Source organism: Streptomyces sp. NPDC037410, assembly GCF_055602235.1.
Map to the genome: position 1 here is coordinate 39,369 of NZ_JBVJWR010000003.1, position 17,231 is coordinate 56,599.

Below are 17,231 nucleotides of genomic sequence, written 5' to 3' on the forward strand. Positions count from 1 at the left end.
TACGTGGACCCGGCCGAACGCGCTCAAGCCGCCCATGGAGGAGTGGGACCTCATCAGCCGGGGTGAGTGCGGCGCCTGCGAGGTGAGCCGGAGCATTGCTCCGTGACTGGTCTGGAAAGCACTGGTCAGGAGCGGGATACGGGTGGGATGAACGGGGAGTTCCGGCGTAGACGCGACCCCTCCCTACGCGGGGTGAGCGAGAGGCGCCTGACGGGCAAAAGGCCAGGTCAGGCGCCTCTTTCGCTGCCCCTAGAAGAACCCGAGCTTCTTCGGCGAGTAGCTCACCAGCAGATTCTTCGTGTGCTGGTGGTACCCGCCTCGCATGGCCACTGACCAGCGGAAACGGCCACGATTCGGCCAGGCTGCAGGCGGCTGGTCCGCGTATGGCCCGGATCTTGGTCGGCACGGGCTGCGGCTTCGAGGGTGCGGCCGGTAGCGAGCATGACGGCGATCAGGGCACCGGCAAGGTACTCGCCCACGGCCAGGGTGCCGCCGAGTGCGAGTACGGCGATCAGGTCCACGCCCGCCTGTCCGCGACGCAGTGCGGCGAGCACCCACACTACGGCGGGCACGACGGCAGCGACGGTTCCCAGAGCCCAAAACAGGTCCGACAGACCGGGAGCGCCAACGAGCCAGGCGATGCCGCTGCCGGCCAGCGCGGCCGCGGTGACGGACAGGAGGACCGATTCGAGCCGCAGGGAGGTGATGGCGGCGGTGATGCGGCGCGAACCTGCTGCGGTGGGGTTCATGGCGCACCTCGATCCGTGCGGTGCGGCCACCGCGGGGCTCGGTCCCTCCCTCCCATCAAGGCGGTGACCTCGGCGGTAGGGGCCGTCCGGCCCTTATGCCGGGCCGGACGGGACCGACGCATGCTCGTCACGTCCGGTCGGCATCGAGGTGGAGCGCCAGCAGGGGGCAAGCCGCGGCGGCCCGTCGGGCGTGGGCGCGCAGGTGGTCGGGGACGGACCGGTCCTTGACGATGGGGTAGCCCCATTCGTCGAGGTCGATCAGCTCGGGCAGCAGTTCCCCGCACAGGCCCTGTCCGGTGCAGGCGATGCGGTCGATACGCAGGGTCTTGGCGCGGTTCGCGGGGTTCATCGCCAGGTCTCCGGGAGTACGGCGGGTGGTACGGGGATCCGCGGCGACCGGTGGGCCGCGGCGCAGGCGCCCTGGGCGAGGTGGCGGTCGACATCGTCGGCGAAGGCGCGTAGGGCGGAGGCGGCCAGTTGGGCGGCGCCGTCCGGGTGGCGACAGGCACCCCGGTCCGGCAGCAGCCCGACCCGCCGGAGCAGCCGGGACAACAGAGCGGGGTCAGCCCGTCCCGCAGCCAGTGCGGCGAAGTCCTCGGCGACGGCGGGCAGCCCGAAGCGGCACGGCCCGCACTGGCGGGCGCCGTTCGCGGCGAGGTACGCCAGCATGCGCGCCGTCTCGGACAGTCCGCAGGCCGCCCGGGGCAGAGCGATCAGCACGCCCGCACCAGGTGCGGCGCCCAGCGGGGCCAGGTTGCACCGGGCGAGGGGCACTTGGAGGTGCTCCGCGGAAAGCCAGGTGCCGCCGAACCCGCCCAGCAGGAGCGCTTGCAGGGACTCCGTACGGCCTCCGGCGCGGTCCAGGATCACGTCGAGGGGCGTCCCGAACGCGGTCTCCAGGACACCGGGCGCCGCGACCGCGCCGGAGACGGTGACGAGCAGCGTGCCGGGCTCGTCCGGCGTTCCCATCTGCCGGAACCAGTCCGACCCGTAGCGGGCCATCAGGGCCAGGTGGGCGAAGGTCTCGGTGTTGCTCACCAGCGTGGGGCGGCGGGCGACACCGCGTTCGTGGGTGCGGGGCGGGCTGCCCTGCGGACGCGCCGGTCCGCCGTTGAGCCAGCGCACCAGCGACGTCGACTCGCTGGAGACGTAGGTGTGCGGAAGGGCGTGGAGGCGCAGCTGCACCGGGTCGAGGCGGGCGCGCCGCCGTTCGTCCAGGGCCGCACTCAGCTGCTCGAACTGGGCGGCGCGGGTGCGAGGCAGGCACACATGGACGGTGTCGGCGCTGACCGTCCTCGCGGCCAGGACGGCGCCGTCCAGGACCAGATGGGGTGCGACGGTGAGCAGGAACTCGTCCTTGCGGCTCGCGGGTTCGCTCTCCATCGCGTTGACGACGACCACCGCCTGTCCGCCCCGCTCCGCGACCGCGCGCAGCTTGCGGGCCGTGGGGAACCCGGCACCGCCGCGCCCGGTGAGCCCGGCCGCCTCGACGGCCTCCACCACGGACATCGGCGACGTACGGGTGCCCGGAGCCGACGGGCCGTAGTGCCGCAGATGCTCGGCGAGGGTGGCCGGCACACCGGTGGCGTACAGGCCGGAGAGGAGCCGGGGCGCGTGGTGCGCCGGGGAGGAGAGGGCCGAGGAGTTCGGCGTCGCGTTCGTCGTCTCGTTCATCGTCCGCCTCCGATCAGGGCCACAGGTGTCAGGGCGGCGCGCTGCGACCAACCCGGCTGGAGTGGCCCGGCGGCGAGGAACGCGGTGAGCACCATGGGTACGGCGGTCGCGGCCACGGCGGCCGTCAGGCGCCCGGCGACATGCCCCGGACCGGCCTTGGCCAGCCGCCACCACACGGCGGCGATCACCGCCGCGAGGCAGGCGGCGTACAGCCACAGCTGGAGGGGGAGCCGGGTGTCGGTGCCGGTCCCGGCGCTGTGGAAGAGGGCCAGGGGCCAGGCGGCGTACGCGAGCCAGTGCACGGCCTTCCAGGAACGTACCCCGAGCCGGTGCCGTAGCGCGCTGGTGACGAGGACCGCCAGCAGCAGGTCGAGCGCCGCGGTGCCGAGCCCGAGCCAGAGGGGCCGGTAGGACGCTCCGAAGGGCACCAGGGACACGGCCCAGCTCAGGCGCGCGAACGGATCGAGCACCGCGGTCACCACATGCATGCCGAGGAACACCAGGGTGAGCAGGGACAGGTTGCGGTGCAGCAGCCCGATCTCGAAGCGGCCGATGCGGCGGGGCACGACCCGTCCGCCGGAGGCGATGCCGAGCACCACGGTGGCGGTGAGGAGGACCAGGGCGAGGGTGCCGCCCGCACGGCTCGCGTACCAGAGAGGGCTGCCTGTCAGGGCCAGGGTCGTCGTCATCGCGCGCCTCCGGGGTCCGGCTTCCGCGAGCCCGGCGGTGCGGGCGCGTGCGAGTCGGGCGGCCAGCCGCCGAGGCGTACGATCCTGCCGTCGAGGGCGGTCAGCCGGGCCGGCAGGGCGGTGCTGAGCAGCCAGTCCGGCGCCCGTTCGCCCAGCACGATCGCCGCCGTGCTGACGGCGTTGGCGTCCACGCAGGTGGCGGCCGCGACGGTGGCGGTGCGCCACGCCGGTGCGGCGGGTTCTCCGGTGGCCGGGTCGACGATGTGGTGCAGGGCCCGACCGCCGCGGCGCCAGGCGCGCACCCGGATGCCCGAGGTCGCCAGGGCCCCGCCGGTCGCCGCCACTGCGGCACCGCCTTCCGGCGCCGGCCGGGCGTGGTCGTCGGCGAGGGCGATCCGCCAGCCGCCCTCTGGGGCCGGTCCGGCGGTCGCCAGGTCGCCTCCCAGATTGACCAGGACGCTGCAGCCGGTTGCTTCGGCGGCCCGTCGGGCGGCACGGTCGGCGGCCAGCGCCTTGGCGGTGGCGCCGAGGTCGAGGCGGGTGCCCGGGGGCAGGCGCAGTCGGCGCGTCCGCGGGTCGAAGGCGATTCGCCGCCAACCAGGCGCCGGCCGGCCCACCGAGACGGGGCGGGTGTCCCCGGGGCGTATGGACGCGAAGGTGCGGTCGTAGCCGAGCGCGATCACCGCGCTGCCCACGGTCGGGTCCACCGCGCCGTCGGTGAGCCGGGCGGCCCGCAGCGAGGCTTCCAGGGCCACCGCCAAGTATGCGCTGACCGTCGTCGTACAGCCCGCGTTCAGGTTCACACGGCTGAGCTCGGAATCAGGCCGGAAGCGGCTGCACGCACGGTCGACGGCGGTCAGCTCGGCCCGCAGCACTGCTTCCGCAGCGGGCAGAGCGTCAGGGTCGGTGACGAGCAGGACGGCCGTGGTGCCCAGCGCCGGGAAGGCGACCCGGGCGGGCACGGACGCCGACGGGCATGTGTTCATGACGCCCCCGTCGTGGTCTGCGGCTGCTGCTGGGTCGCGGCGGGTGGCTGGACCGGCGGCTGCGGAGCCGGTGGCGCCACGGTGGTCGGCTGGACCGGCGGCTGCGGAGCTGGTTGCGCGACTGGAGCCGTACCCTCCGTGCCGTCCTCGTCGCCGTCCTGCTCCTCGCGCCCCTCGTCGTCCTTCCCCACGGTGGCGGCAGTCGACGGCGCGGGATTCTGCACCGGTGCATTCGCCGGTACGTTAGTGGGCGCGGAGGCGGCCGAGCCGCCCGGCAGCAGGTGCGCGTAGAAGCCGCCCAGGGCCGCCGCACCGGCGGCGGCCGTGACCGCGATCCACCGGGTGGTGCGGCGGCTGCGGCGCAATCCGTGGTCGCGTGCGTACTGGGAGGAGGCGGGGGCGGGTGTCGGCCGGAAGTCGTCGGGCAAGGGGGCCATGGCAGCGCTCCTGGAGAATCGGCGGCCCGGATCGGCTGCGTGCACTTCCAGGCTGAGCTCACCGCACCTGGGAACTCGCTCACGTCTCCTTCAGAACCGGTAAAGATCTTCACGTCGGAAGCCTCTACGCCCCGCCCTGCGCGCGCCCGTCCTCAGCCCACAGGGGGAGATCCAGTACGACGGTCAGCCCGCCACCGGGAGTGTCCTCGAGGCGTGCCGTACCGCCGTTGACGGTGACCAGCCGGTGCACGATGGCCAGCCCCAGACCCGTGCCCCTGGCTTCGGGGTTGCCGAACCGGCGGAAGGCGACCGCCTTGGCCTCGTCCGTCATCCCGGGTCCGTCATCCCGAACGAACACCCGGGCCCGCCCCCGTACCGTGCCATGGCCGAGGGTGATGCTCCCGCCGGATTCCGCGGCCTCCACGGCGTTGGCGATCAGGTTGTCCAGGATCTGCTCCAGGTGGCCCGCGCCCAGCGCGACGCTCAGGGCAGGCCCCTCGGGCACGGCGGTCAGCCGGACGCCGTGCTCCTCGGCGACAGGGGACCAGGCCGCCACCCGCTCGGTGACCACCTCGTCGACCCGCACCGCGGCCGGACGCGGTGTCGCCTGCTCAGCACGCGCGACCGCCAGAAGTCCGTCGACCATCCGCGACAGACGGGTGATCTCCTCCTGTGCGGCGGCCAGCTCCACCGCTGTGTCCGGTTCGGCGCCGGCGGCCAGCACGTCGAGGCGCAGCCGCAGCGCAGCCAGCGGCGTGCGCAGCTGGTGGGACACATCGGCGATCACGGCCCGGTGACCGTGGACCAGGGCCTCCGTGCGGGCAGCCATGGTGTTGAAGGTGGCGGCCAGCCGGCGCACCTCCGGAGGCCCGGCCTCGACCTTGGCCCGCTCGTCGAGGGCGCCCTCGCCCAAGCGCCGGGCGCTGGCGTCCAGCGTCGACAGCGGACGGCTGACCCAGCGGGCGAGCCGCACGGACAGCAGCATGGACGCCGCAAGACCCGCGACACCGAGCGCGGCGGACCAGCCCCAGATCGCCGCGATCCGGGCATCCAGCGGATCCGCGGAGCGGGCCAGGACGACCGCACCGGCGGGCCGGCGCACCTCTCCGGCCGGTTCCGCGGCGAGCAGCCGGCCCTCGTTCTCCGGCGGCTCCGGCTCGTGCCCGGCCAGTACGTCTTCCACCAGCTCCTCCGCCTCCTCGCCCTGGGCCGCCGTGCACGGGGTACCGGCCACCAGGCGCCCGGAAGCGTCGTACACCGAGGCGCAGTCCCCGGCCCGGGCCGCGGCGTCAAGCTCCTGGTTCAGGACGGTCGGGGGCTTGTTGTCGGAAAGGTGCTCCTCGGCCGCCGCCGCGATCACCCGGGTGGCCGCCCGCTGGTTGTCGCGGTAGGCGACGCGCTCGCGCGCCGTCAGCGACACCGCCAGCGGTACGACCGCCAGCACCAACAGCACGGACGTGAGAACAAGGAACGTCCAGGTGATCCGCTGGGTCACGACCGCTCCCGCGACCCCTCGACCGCCCCGAGCCGGAACCCCTGCCCGTAGACCGTCTCGACCAGCCCCGGCACGCCGAGCTTGCGGCGCAGCGCCGCCACGTGCACGTCCAGCACCTTCGTCGGGCCGTACCAGTGGGCGTCCCAGGCTCGTTCCAGAATCTGCTGGCGGCTCACCACCCGACCCGGATCCGCAGCCAGACACTCCAGGATGCCGAACTCCTTCGGCGTCAGCGCCACCGCACGTCCGTCGACCGAGACCTGCCGGGTGCGCAGGTCCAGCGTCAGCGGCCCGTGCCGCAGAATCTCGGGCTCCGCCGGACGTCGGCGGCGCAACACGGCACGGACTCGTGCCAGCAACTCGGCAAGACCGAACGGCTTGACCAGGTAGTCATCGGCACCCTCGTCCAGGGCCACCACCCGGTCCGCCTCCTCACCCCGCGCGGTCACGGCGATGATCGCGGCGTCTGAACGCGCCCGCACCCTCCGGCACACCTCCACACCGTCGATGTCCGGAAGCCCCAGATCCAGCAGGACGACATCGGGCGTGGACGCTGCCAGGGCCGCCCGCCCGGTCCCCACACTCGCGGCCTCGTATCCAGCTTGTCGCAGACCACGCACCAAGGACTCTGCGATGCCCCGGTCATCCTCCACGACCAGCACCCTCGTCACCTCGGGATCGCCCCCTGTGCGCGCGTTCATGATCGCTGCCCGCCTTCCGGCCGAGGAGTCAGCCACGCCGACACACTCAGGCTGCGTCCACGCCTCGTGTCGGCGGTAGGGGCCGTTCGGCTCCCAGTGCGACGCGGGCGGACCCCAGCCGACTCGGTGTGCCCATGGCTGTCGATGCAGCGAGCGGTGGCCTCGGACCGAGGACCGGTGAGGGGTGCGGCGGCCGGCGGTACGGGTCGTGGTGGTTCTCATGACCTGCCCCCATGATGCGGTCGGCGCGGCGGAAGAGGGCGGTGGCGGCCAGGGTGACGCCCGCGAGCCAGGCAAGGGCGAGAAGTAGGGGAGCCGGTGGCGTAGAAGCCGGGTGTGACGGCGGCGTCGGTCAGGACGCGGCCGGCGCCGTAGCTGGGCAGGGCGCGGGCTCAGCCGGGCGGAGCATGGGGCGCGTCGAAGACGGTGGCGGTGAGGGAGGCGGTCGTCGCCGCGAGCGCGCCGAGGGCGACGACGGCGAACAGAACGGCGGGTCGGCAGCCGGTTGGCGCGAGCCGTCGGTCGGCGGCTCACGGGTCGACCGTCGGTGGTCAGCTCTGCACGGCAGCCCGACAGCTCACGTACTTCCTTCTGCGACGGTGGCGAGTGCGATGTCGAGGCGTCGTGCCGCCTCGTCGGCGACGGGGGCCATGGCGTCGACGCCGGTGAGGGTGACCATGGTGGCGGGGTCGATCGCCTGGACGGTCACCTGGTCACCGTCGGCGCGGACCACGACGTTGCAGGGCAGCAGCAGTCCGATCGAGCGGTCGGCGTCCAGGGCCTGACGGGCGAGTGGGGGGTTGCAGGCTCCGAGGATCAGGTACGGCTCCATGTCGTGGCCGAGTTTCGCCTTGAGCGTGGCCTGGACGTCGATCTCGGTCAGGATGCCGAAGCCCTGGTCGGCGAGGGCGCGGCGGACGACCTCCACCGTCTCGTCGAAGGTTCCGGCGACCTTGACGGTGCGGTCGTAGGGCATGGTCTTCACCTCACTGTTCGGAAGGCGACCGCCTCGGCATGCGGGCGACCCGGTCGTCGTGCCGCTGACGGTCGGCGCAGCGTGGGCCGAGGACAACATGATGTCCCGACGCATCCGTCCGGGGGCGGACGACAGGCATTGAGGGACCGTCGGAAATCCTTCAGTTCGGTCTCGTGGTGACGCCCAGCCCCTACCCAAGCGGGGCGAAGGGGAAGTCCGAGGACGCCCGGACTTCCCCGTCCGCAGCGACGGTGAGGAGGGCGTACCCCGGCAAGGCGGTGATCCACCGATGGGCCTCGCGAGCCCCCAGGACCATCGCCGCCGTCGCGTAGACGTCGGCCCACAGCAGTTCCGGGCCCGTCACGGTCGCCCCCAGCAGCCCTGTGGCCGGGGTCCGGGTGCGCGGGTCGATGATGTGCGCGCCGCGCTCGGTCGTGCCCGAGGTGGCGACCGCGAGGTCTCGCCCCGCGACCACCGCCAGCAGCCGCCCGGGCACCCGGGGGTCGGTGATCCCGATGCGCCAGGTGCCTGCGGGTCCTGGTGCGCCGCCGACCCGCACGTCACCGCCCGCGTTCACGCACGCGTCGGTGGCGCCTGCCTCCCGCAGCACCCGCCAGGCCCGCTCGGCGGCCCAGCCCTTCACCAGACCGCACGGATCGGGCCGGCCGTCCGCCCAGGCGTCGAAGGCGCCCCGGGTACGGCTGTGCGCGAGGTCGCACAGCTCCAGCACGCGCCGTACGGCGGGAGTGGTGTCCGCCCGGCCCGACTCGCCCCGTCGCAGTCGGCTCACGGCGCTGTCCGGCGAAACGGGGAGAACTCCCGGTCGACCTCGTGCAGCAGCGCCACGGCCTTGCCCAGCGCGGTCCGCAGCTCCGGCGTCCGCCGGTGGCGCAGGGCGAAGGAGACCACGGTGCCCATCACCGGTTCGGCGTGCCGCCAAGGGGCCGTCCCGGGCGCGGTCCGGTCATCCATGGGCCTGGTCCAGCGCGCTTTGCAGGGACTGGATGTAGCCCTCGCTCGTGTACGTGGCACCCGACACCGTGTCGATGTGGGCGCTCTGCGCGGTCAAGGCTTCGCCGGTGAGCGTCGGCACTGCGTAGCCGGCGATCTCCCGGTCGCGTTCATTCTCCGACGGCGTCCGGACCGCGGTGACGTCGGTGAGCCGTCCGTCGGCGATCGTGACGCGCACCTGCACCGGTCCGTACCGGGTGTCGACGACGTCCCCGGTGTACGTGCCGGAGGGCGGGGTGCCCGGTGTCGTGCCGACGGAACCGGGCTGCGTCGGAACGGCGACGGCCGGCTGGTGCGGTTTCAGGGCGAGCAGCGAGCACACTCCGGCCACGGTGACCGCGGTGGAGAGCAGAAGACGGCGCATGGGGGCCTCCTCAGGGCCGGTGGGAGGGGGGCGTTTCGGGTCGACCCCGGCAGGTTCACCACGTGAACGATTCGTGGTGGATCCGGTGGGCGGGCACCCCCGCCTCACGCAGCGCCGCCTCCGCCGCCGCGGTCCAGCTGGGCGGCCCGCACAGGAAGCAGGCGCGCCCCGCCACGTCCGGGACGAGGCCGCGCAGCGTGGCGGCGTCCAGCGGCAGGCGGTAGCCCGTCGGGTGGCTCACGGAGTAGTGGGCGCGCGCGCCTCGGTGGGCCGCGATCGCGTCGATCTCGTGGCGGAGCACCAGATCCTCGGGCCGTCGTGCCCAGTGGATCAGCACCGGGTCCCTCGGCAGCGTCTCGAACAGCACCCGCAGTGGGGTGATGCCCACCCCGGCTGCGAGCAGCAGCGCGGGCCGTCCCGCCGCGCGGTCCGGGGTGAGGGCGCCGTACGGGCCCTCGGCCCACACCCGGGTGCCGGGACGGACAGTGGCGAGCGCCGCGCTGTGGCCGCCCAGTGCCTTCACGGTGATGCGCAGGCTGCGTCCGTCGGGGACGGCGGACACCGAGTACGGCGACGCGGTCCACCACAGCCCCGGTGCCAGGAACCGCCAGCGGAAGAACTGCCCGGGCCGGACGGTGAGTTCATCCATGCGATCGCCGGTGACCAGCACCGACACCACGTCGGGGGCTTCCCGCCGGATGCCCGCGACCCGCAGTCCGTGTCGCCGCGAAAGCCGCACCGGCGTGAGCATCCGGAACCAGACGATCAGCGCGGCGGCCCCCGCGTACAGCACGTACCAGGCGGCTCGCACGGCCGGCCGGTCGAAGTCCGCACCGTTCGTGATCTGGTGCCCGAAGGCGAGGAAGACCGCCGCGTACGTGAGGAGGTGCAGGTAGTACCAGGTCTCGTGGCTCAACCGGCGGCGTGCGGCACGCGCCGAGACCACCGCCGTGAGCAGCAGGAGCAGCAACGCGGCCGTCGTCTTGAGCATGTCCGGGTAGTGCAGGACCACCCGGACTCCCTCGGTGACCGGATCCGTCCGGCCGGTGAGCGCGTAGCCTTCGATGATCAGCACCGCGTGGGCCAGTGTCAGCCCGATGGTGTAGCGGCCCGCCGCCGCGTGCCAGCGCGTCATCCGGTCGGTGCCCAGCGTGCGGTCCAGGAGCGGCACCCGTGCCATGAGGACGACCAGCACCGCGCAGGCGTATCCCGCGAGCAGGCCGGTGATCCGGCCCGCGCCGGTGAACCAGCCCGCAGGCCCCACCACCGAGGCGGTGTCCACCCACCACAGGGCGAGCACCGCCGTGGCACCGGCCCAGATCGCCGCCTGGACCGCAATCACCGCGACGGTCGCGGACCCGGGGGCGGCCCGGCCGGCGCGACGCCGGCCTCCCGGCCGCACCGTCCGTGCGACTTCCGTGCTCATCGCTCCCTCGCCTTCGATCCCGTGGCCCGGCAGGGCGCCAGGGCCTCGCCCACTGTGGTCCGTGATCCTGTGAGAAGCCTCTGAACCGGACCCCGTACCGAGCGGTCCGCCGGCCCCGGACCAGCGCCGGACCCGACGGGGCACGGGCGGACGGTGAGAATCTGTTCAGAGGAAACTCAGAGGTGAGGGCGGGCCTCCGGCCCCGCGCCGTCCGGCATCCTGGAAGGACCATGAACCCATCGCCGCGTACCGAGGTGCGCCGCCCCGACGGCACCCGGCCCAGGGTGCTGGTCGTCGACGACGAGCAGGATCTCACCGAGGTGCTGGCCGCAGCCCTGCGCGCCGAAGGCTGGGAGGTGCGCACCGCGGGAACGGCCGCCGAGGCGACCGCGGCCGCCGAGGACTTCGGCCCGGACGCGGTGGTCCTGGACTGGATGCTGCCGGACCACGACGGCCCGCACGTGCTGGCCCGACTGCGCGCGGCCCGTCCCACCCTGTGCGTCCTCTTTCTCACCGCGCGCGACACCGTCGAGGACCGGATCGCCGGGATCACCGCCGGCGCCGACGACTACGTCACCAAGCCGTTCAGCCTCGAAGAGGTACTGGCCCGGCTCAGGGGGCTGCTGCGCCGGGCAGGGCTCGCGGAGACCGCACAGGGCGGTGGACCTCGGCTGGCCCTCGCCGACCTCGTCATGGACGAGGAGGGTTACGAGGTCACCCGTGGCGGCGTCCCCGTCGACCTCTCCCGCACCGAGTTCGAGCTGCTGCGCTTCCTGCTGCGCAATCCGCACCGCGTGCTGTCCAAGCGGCAGATCCTGGACCACGTCTGGCGGTACGACTTCGGCGGCCGCGCCCATGTCGTCGAGCTCTACATCAGCTATCTCCGCAAGAAGATCGACGTCGGCCGCCCACCGCTCATCCACACCGTGCGCGGCGTCGGCTACGTGCTGCGCCTGGAGCGCCGATGACCCCGCAGCGCCCGTCACGCGTCCGTGGGTGGCGCGTCCGCCCCCGCCTGCCGCACTCCCTTCGGGCCCGGCTGACCACGGGGCTCGTCGCGCTTCTCGCCCTCGCCTGCGTCATCGTCGGCCTGGTCACCGTACTCGGCCTGCGCAGCTTCCTGGTCAGCCGGCTCGACCAGCAGATCGTGGCGAGCGGCGGCCGGTTCGCCGTCAGCCTCGAACACGAGGGCCGACCCGACGCCGACGGCCGGGGCGACACCCGGGGGCAGGCCGACGGGACTCTCGGCGCCCGGCTGCTGCGGGGCCGGATCGCACAGGCCGCCGTGGTGCGCGGCACCAGCGACGTCACGGTGCCCTTGACCGCCGATGACGCGCGGGCGCTTGCCGCCGTGCCCGCCGATGCCCGGCCCCGTACCGTGCGCCTCGCGTCCCTCGGGACGTACCGTGTCGCCGCCTGGAGCGGCGACGACGGCGACGTCCTGCTGTCGGGACTGCCCCTGCACCCCGTCGAGGAGACGGTGGAGAGGCTCGCGGTCGTGGAGACGGTCGTGTTCGCGATTGTCCTCACCGCGGCCGGGGTGATCACCGCAGCCTGGACCCGGTTCTCTCTGCGCTCCCTCGAACGCCTGGCCGTGACCGCCGACGAGGTGACCCGACTTCCGCTCGCCGCGGGGCAGGTCGCCATGCCGCCGCCGCTGCCCGGTACCCGGCCAGACACCGAGGTGGGTCGGCTCACCGGTGCGTTCAACCGGATGCTCGGCCATGTCGGCGACGCCCTGGACCGCCGCCACGTCGTCGAGGAACGGCTGCGCACCTTCGCCGCCGATGCCGGACACGAGCTGCGCACTCCCGTGGCCACAGTGCGGGCCCGCGCCGAACTCGCCCTGCGCCATCACGGGGACACCTTGCCCGACGAGGTCCGGCACGCGCTCGAACGCATCGATGCCGAGTCCCGCCGCATGAGCCTTCTGGTGGACGAACTGCTGCTGCTGGCCCGGCTGGACGCGGGACGTAGCCTGCGCCGAGACGCCGTGGACCTGACCCGCATCGTTCTCGACACCGCGGCGGACGCGACCGCCCGGCACCCCCGACACCTGTGGGAGCTGGACCTTCCCGAGGAACCCGTCCACGTCACCGGCGACGGCGACCGCCTCCACCAGGTCCTCGGCAACCTCCTTGCGAACGCCGGCGGTCACACACCGCCCGGTACCCGGGTCACCGTCGGCCTCGCCGCCGACGCAGAGAGGGTGACCCTCACCGTCACGGACGACGGTCCCGGCATCCCCGCCGAACTGCTGCCCGGCGTCTTCCGGCGATTCACCCGGGGCGACTCCTCGCGCTCCCGCTCGACCGGTTCGACCGGGCTCGGCCTCGCCATCGTGGACGCCGTGACCCGCGCCCACGACGGCCGGGCGACGGTCACCAGCCGACCCGGCCACACCCGCTTCACCCTGCGGCTGCCGGCGCGGCGTGACGACGACGGCACCTCCGGTGGCGAAGCCTAGGGCGTGCCTCGGGTGGTGATCAGTCGATCGTCTGTCACCGCTTTCTCGGCGCAAGCACCGTGCAGTAGACCGTAGGCCAGGCGATACCGAACACCGGCGGCAGCTGCCGCCGTTTGCACTGGGCGCTGCAGAGGTGCGGACGTTCAACCCAGCCCGACCAGTTGGTGTCTTCGCTGCCGGCAATCTGGGGCGTCCACCGCTTCCATCACAGCCCAAAACGTAAACCCTCTGCGTACGGACCAGGCCGCACGCTCACCGCCGAGGGTGGGCTGTGCCGGTCATCGTGCCCGGCTGTTCGGGGGATCTGCGGGCCACATCCGACGCCTCTCCACCCCAGCGCGGGCATCGGTGGGGGAAACGAAGGAGAGACCCGATGCCGCTTTATCTATCCAGGTTCAGCTACACGCCGGAGACCTGGGCGAGGTTGATTGGGCACCCCGAGGACCGCGCAGAAGCCGCTCGGTCGTACATCGAGTCTGTCGGTGGGAAGCTCCACGGCTTCTGGTACGCCTTCGGCACGCATGACGGCTACAACCTGTGGGAGGCCCCGGACAACGTGTCCATGGCTGCGGTTGGGCTGGCGATCAGTGGGGGCGGCGCGCTCAGCTCTTTCGAGACGACCGTTCTCCTGACCGTCGATGAAACACTGGATGCCCTGGGCAGAGCCGGGCAAGTCCGGTACCGGGCTCCCGGCGCGGAGCGGTGAGCTGCAGTGGCCTCCGTTCGGGTGCTCTATGCGTCCGAGCATCACTCCACGGAGGAGATCGCCGACCGGATCGGTGAGCGATTGCGCCTGAACGGACACCATGTGGAGATCCAGGCGCTGCCCGCGCCCTCTGATAGGCAGGGGCCTTCGCCGGGCGAAGCGCTTGTGCTGGGCAGCGCGGTCCATGACGGCGCTTGGCTGCCAGCGGCGGAAGGCTTCGTCAGGAGCAATGCTGATCGCATGGGCGATCAGCCGACGTGGATGTTCAGCGTCGGCATGGCCGCGGCTTTGCCCGGGCCGTTACGCCGACTTGCCGAACGCAAGGTGCAGCCGCGTATTTCTGCTCTCGTCGAGGTCGTCCGTCCTCGGGACCATAGGCGCTTCTCGGGCGTGATCCGGCGCGAGCACCTCGACCGGAAGGGTGCCTTGTTGTTCCGGTTGCTTGGTTGCCGTTACGGGGACCACAGGGATTGGGCGGCGATCGACGCCTGGGCGGACGACATCGCCCGGGAGCTCGTCGCGTGACGAGGCGGCGGTGCGCTGGGAAGTGGATTTCGTGACGGCGGCGCCTCACCAGTGGGTTGGCCAGATGAGCTGTCCCGGGTTGCCCGTCATTCGGTGACGCGGACCGCGAGGGCCGGGCGGATGGCGGCCGCGCGCCGTGCTGGTCCGATCGTGGCCAGGAGCGACGCGACGAAGGTGGCTGCCGCCAGGCCGCCGACGCTGGCCCATTCGACGGGGAACCCTCCTTCGAGGCCCTCGAATGCGGCGCTGTTCTGGTACATCAGCCAGGTCGTCAGCACGCCCAGCAGGGATCCGAGCACGATTCCCTCCACCGCCACGAAGGTGCTCTCCCACAGGAAGGACCGCTGGACGGTCCGTGCCCGGAAGCCGAGGGCCCGGAGGATTCCGATGGTGCGGCGGCGTTCGCGTACGGCTCGGACCATGACGACACCGAGGCCGGTGATGCCCACGCCGAGGCCGAGGACGAGGAAGCCCTGCATGAGGCGGAAGAAGGCGGTGCTGGAGTCGAACTGGCGGCGGATGTCCGACTCGATGGGCGTGGCGACCAGGCTGGAGGAGAGCTGCTCGCCCTGCAGTTGGGTCGCCAACGTGTCGGGTGCGGTGCCAGGGCTGGTTCTCACCAGTGCGGAGGCGTTCTGTGCCTGGCTGCCGAAGAGTTCGTGCGTGGCCTGCTCGCTCATCACGACCGGGTAGGTGGTCGAACTCGCGCCCGTGCCAGGGTAGAAGACCATGCCGTTGCTGAGCACGCCGGCGATGACCTTCTGTTCGCTGCGGCCCGTCCGGGGATCCGTCAGGGTGAGGGTGTCCCCGGGGTCGTAGTAGTCGCCGACCGGGCCGCCGGTGCTGCCGAAGAAGCCGTCGAGAACGACGTAGCGGGGGTCGGAGGCGAGAGCCCGCCATACCGCGGGGTCGTCGGCCAGGCCAGGCAGCCGCTCGCGGAACGTGATGCCGGAGATCGCCCCGTCGGGTACGCCGACGACGGCGGTGTCCAGAGGCTGAGGGCCGCGACCACCCGGATCGGTGGCCCGCCCGGTGGCGTTGAGCAACGGTGTCACGGCGGAGATCCCGGCGGCCGACGGGCCGCCGCGCAGATCGGAGACGAGTCGATCGCCCGCGACCTCGGGGTTGTAGTCCAGTCGCAGGGAGTATCCGGCGGTGGCGTCGGCGACGACGCCGTCGACGCCGGCGCGGAGAATGCCCGAGATTTCCGTCAGGAGCACCAGGACGAACACGATCAGCGTGTACATCACCAGCGTCGCGCCGGTCCTGAAGCGCTTGGCCAAGGGGTACGCGACCGCGAGCCGCGCCGCGAGGCCGCCTTCCGTAGGGCGCTGGAGGAGCCGCCGTACGGGGCGGAGCAGGGTCTTCTGGTTGTCGCTGACCAGCACCACCGCGGAGAAGGCGGCCAGGGCGCCCTGGATGACGTACACGGACATCGACGGCGTGTCGAAGATCCGGGGGCGTACGACGGGCGCCAGGAGCGTCCAGGAGAGAACGGCTCCTGCGACCAGGGTGGTGACCGCATGACGGGGGAGGACGCGCAGCAGCGCCGGAGTGGCGAAGGCGAGGGCGAGCGCCGGCACGAGGTACGTCGCGTCGGGCTGGCTGCGCGCCACGGCCGGGACGGCCACGAGCGCGCAGAGGACGGCCAGGGTGGTGGAGACCGCAAGCAGACGGCGGCGTGGACGCTGTCCGGGTGTGGCGGGGAGGTCGCGGATGGCGGCGATGATGTTGAACCTGCTGATCCGCACGCTGGTCGCGAGGATCGCGGCGAAGGCGATGAGCAGGCCCATGGCCAGTCCGTTGAGGACGCTGGTAGGAGTGATCGCGAAAGCGATGCGGATGCTGCTTCCGCCGACGGACCAGCCCTGGAAGATCTGCGCCGCCACCACGGCGACGCCCCAGCCGACGGCGACCCCGATGGCCACGCCCGGCAGCGCCGACAGCAACGCGTACGTCGCCCCTTCGAGGGTGAAGGACCCGACGAGGCGCGAGCGCTTCATCCCGACGGCCCGCACCATGCCCATCTGGGATTTCCGCTCCTCGCCGAGCATCACGAAGATGTTCACCAGCAGCAGGGCGCCCGCGATGATGCTGAAGCTGCCGATCATGAGGAACAGGGCTCCGAGGGAGTCCCCGGCCTGCTTGGCGTCCCGCAGCACGGTGTGCTTCGGAGTGTCGATCGCCGTCTGGTCGGCGAGCGGTCCCAGAGCCTGCCGGATGTCGGTGGTCACGCGGTCGGTCAGGGCTTCGCCGCTCTCGACGCCGCCTCGGTTGGACACGAAGGTGACCGAGCGCGGCTCCGTTCCGGCGGCCCGGGCGGCGGAGTTCAGGGCCTGCGGCGGCAGGAAGACGTCGCGGTTCAGTCTGCCGCCGAGGCCCACACCGGCAAGACCCTGCTCTGGGACCACACGCTCGACCCGGTACGTCTGCGGTGCCCCGAACAGGTACACCGTGATCGGGTCACCGGCTCCCACGCTCAGGGACCGCGCCAGCGGCTCGTTGACCACGACCTGGCCGGGCTTCGGGTTTGGTCCGCCGAGACCGGAGTCGCCCCCTGCCGCGCCGAACCGCGATGCCTCGTCGAAGTCCATCTGCCAGGCCAGGACGCGCGGCTCGGCGACCTTGCGGCCACCGGCACCGCTGACGGCCGATGCCTGCGCGGCCCCGGCATTCAGAACACCGTCGACATCGGGATCGCCGACCAGGCCGGCCAGTCGTTCCGTGACGACGCGACCGGTCGGTCCAGGGGGTGCGACGACACGCTCGTCCACCGGCCCCAGAGTGCGGTACGCCTCCTGTCGTACGGAGAAGTTCAAGGTGTCGCCGACGACCAGGGCGCCGATGACGATGGCCGTGCCGAGCATCGACCCGCCGATCACCAGCACTGCCTCGGTGCGCCGGCGGGCGACCTGCCGGAAGGCCAGCCGTCGTGACACCGGCTGCCGGACGGCCACCAGCACCAGGGCCGCGAGGGCGAGCACGAGGGCGCTGAGCAACGGGACGAGGAGGTTCGGGTACATGG

General features: G+C 72.6%; 17 protein-coding genes and 1 pseudogene. 4 read left to right on the forward strand and 14 right to left on the reverse strand.

Going from position 1 to position 17,231, the window contains the following annotated elements; genetic code table 11:
- Positions 1–392: 392 nt before the first annotated feature.
- From ACZ7HT_RS05535 to ACZ7HT_RS05595, 13 genes and pseudogenes are all read right to left on the reverse strand, one after another.
- Positions 393–749 (reverse strand): annotated as a pseudogene (locus tag ACZ7HT_RS05535) (heavy metal translocating P-type ATPase); the annotation flags it as partial.
- A gap of 127 nt (positions 750–876) precedes the next feature.
- Complete coding sequence (locus tag ACZ7HT_RS05540) at positions 877–1,098, reverse strand: ferredoxin (RefSeq protein WP_184931916.1); 222 nt, start codon at positions 1,096–1,098, stop codon at positions 877–879.
- Complete coding sequence (locus tag ACZ7HT_RS05545) at positions 1,095–2,423, reverse strand: NADH-ubiquinone oxidoreductase-F iron-sulfur binding region domain-containing protein (RefSeq protein WP_471160166.1); 1,329 nt, start codon at positions 2,421–2,423, stop codon at positions 1,095–1,097. The genes ACZ7HT_RS05540 and ACZ7HT_RS05545 overlap by 4 nt, the downstream gene beginning before the upstream one ends.
- The gene (locus tag ACZ7HT_RS05550) at positions 2,420–3,112 is read right to left on the reverse strand and encodes a ferric reductase-like transmembrane domain-containing protein (RefSeq protein ID WP_471160169.1); all 693 of its coding nucleotides are present in this window, start codon (positions 3,110–3,112) and stop codon (positions 2,420–2,422) included. Before ACZ7HT_RS05550 ends, ACZ7HT_RS05545 begins: the two co-directional genes overlap by 4 nt.
- Positions 3,109–4,098, reverse strand: a complete 990-nt coding sequence (locus ACZ7HT_RS05555) for an FAD:protein FMN transferase (RefSeq protein WP_471160171.1) — start codon at positions 4,096–4,098, stop codon at positions 3,109–3,111. Before ACZ7HT_RS05555 ends, ACZ7HT_RS05550 begins: the two co-directional genes overlap by 4 nt.
- Positions 4,095–4,535, reverse strand: coding sequence for a hypothetical protein (locus ACZ7HT_RS05560; RefSeq protein ID WP_184931912.1), 441 nt, complete (start codon positions 4,533–4,535; stop codon positions 4,095–4,097). The genes ACZ7HT_RS05555 and ACZ7HT_RS05560 overlap by 4 nt, the downstream gene beginning before the upstream one ends.
- Before the next feature lie 124 nt (positions 4,536–4,659).
- The gene (locus tag ACZ7HT_RS05565; protein WP_471160175.1) at positions 4,660–6,030 is read right to left on the reverse strand and encodes a sensor histidine kinase; all 1,371 of its coding nucleotides are present in this window, start codon (positions 6,028–6,030) and stop codon (positions 4,660–4,662) included.
- Positions 6,027–6,731 (reverse strand): response regulator transcription factor, encoded by a 705-nt coding sequence (locus ACZ7HT_RS05570; protein ID WP_471160178.1) that lies wholly within the window; start codon positions 6,729–6,731, stop codon positions 6,027–6,029. Before ACZ7HT_RS05570 ends, ACZ7HT_RS05565 begins: the two co-directional genes overlap by 4 nt.
- Positions 6,732–7,308: 577 nt before the next feature.
- Positions 7,309–7,707, reverse strand: a complete 399-nt coding sequence (locus ACZ7HT_RS05575) for a DUF302 domain-containing protein (protein ID WP_471160181.1) — start codon at positions 7,705–7,707, stop codon at positions 7,309–7,311.
- 190 nt (positions 7,708–7,897) lie between these two features.
- Positions 7,898–8,497, reverse strand: coding sequence for an FAD:protein FMN transferase (locus ACZ7HT_RS05580; protein ID WP_471160184.1), 600 nt, complete (start codon positions 8,495–8,497; stop codon positions 7,898–7,900).
- Positions 8,494–8,679 (reverse strand): hypothetical protein, encoded by a 186-nt coding sequence (locus ACZ7HT_RS05585; RefSeq protein WP_471160186.1) that lies wholly within the window; start codon positions 8,677–8,679, stop codon positions 8,494–8,496. The genes ACZ7HT_RS05580 and ACZ7HT_RS05585 overlap by 4 nt, the downstream gene beginning before the upstream one ends.
- The gene (locus ACZ7HT_RS05590; protein WP_471160189.1) at positions 8,672–9,082 is read right to left on the reverse strand and encodes an FMN-binding protein; all 411 of its coding nucleotides are present in this window, start codon (positions 9,080–9,082) and stop codon (positions 8,672–8,674) included. Before ACZ7HT_RS05590 ends, ACZ7HT_RS05585 begins: the two co-directional genes overlap by 8 nt.
- Positions 9,083–9,137: 55 nt before the next feature.
- Positions 9,138–10,508, reverse strand: a complete 1,371-nt coding sequence (locus tag ACZ7HT_RS05595; RefSeq protein WP_467458080.1) for a ferredoxin reductase family protein — start codon at positions 10,506–10,508, stop codon at positions 9,138–9,140.
- Positions 10,509–10,738: 230 nt separating this feature from the next.
- On the opposite strand from ACZ7HT_RS05595, the gene ACZ7HT_RS05600 reads away from it, so the two are divergent.
- The 4 genes from ACZ7HT_RS05600 to ACZ7HT_RS05615 all read left to right on the forward strand — a co-directional run bounded on the left by ACZ7HT_RS05600 (position 10,739) and on the right by ACZ7HT_RS05615 (position 14,206).
- The gene (locus tag ACZ7HT_RS05600; protein WP_471160193.1) at positions 10,739–11,476 is read left to right on the forward strand and encodes a response regulator transcription factor; all 738 of its coding nucleotides are present in this window, start codon (positions 10,739–10,741) and stop codon (positions 11,474–11,476) included.
- Positions 11,473–12,975 carry a sensor histidine kinase gene (locus tag ACZ7HT_RS05605; RefSeq protein WP_471160196.1) on the forward strand — a complete coding sequence of 501 codons (1,503 nt, stop codon included), beginning with the start codon at positions 11,473–11,475 and terminating at the stop codon, positions 12,973–12,975. Before ACZ7HT_RS05600 ends, ACZ7HT_RS05605 begins: the two co-directional genes overlap by 4 nt.
- Before the next feature lie 373 nt (positions 12,976–13,348).
- Positions 13,349–13,681: a GYD domain-containing protein gene (locus ACZ7HT_RS05610; RefSeq protein WP_184931904.1), complete on the forward strand. Its 333-nt coding sequence runs from the start codon at positions 13,349–13,351 to the stop codon at positions 13,679–13,681.
- A 6-nt stretch (positions 13,682–13,687) separates the two neighbouring features.
- Positions 13,688–14,206, forward strand: a complete 519-nt coding sequence (locus tag ACZ7HT_RS05615; RefSeq protein ID WP_132916188.1) for a flavodoxin domain-containing protein — start codon at positions 13,688–13,690, stop codon at positions 14,204–14,206.
- A gap of 86 nt (positions 14,207–14,292) precedes the next feature.
- On the opposite strand, the gene ACZ7HT_RS05620 is transcribed toward ACZ7HT_RS05615, so the two are convergent.
- The gene (locus ACZ7HT_RS05620) at positions 14,293–17,229 is read right to left on the reverse strand and encodes an FtsX-like permease family protein (RefSeq protein ID WP_471160201.1); all 2,937 of its coding nucleotides are present in this window, start codon (positions 17,227–17,229) and stop codon (positions 14,293–14,295) included.
- Positions 17,230–17,231 lie beyond the last annotated feature (2 nt).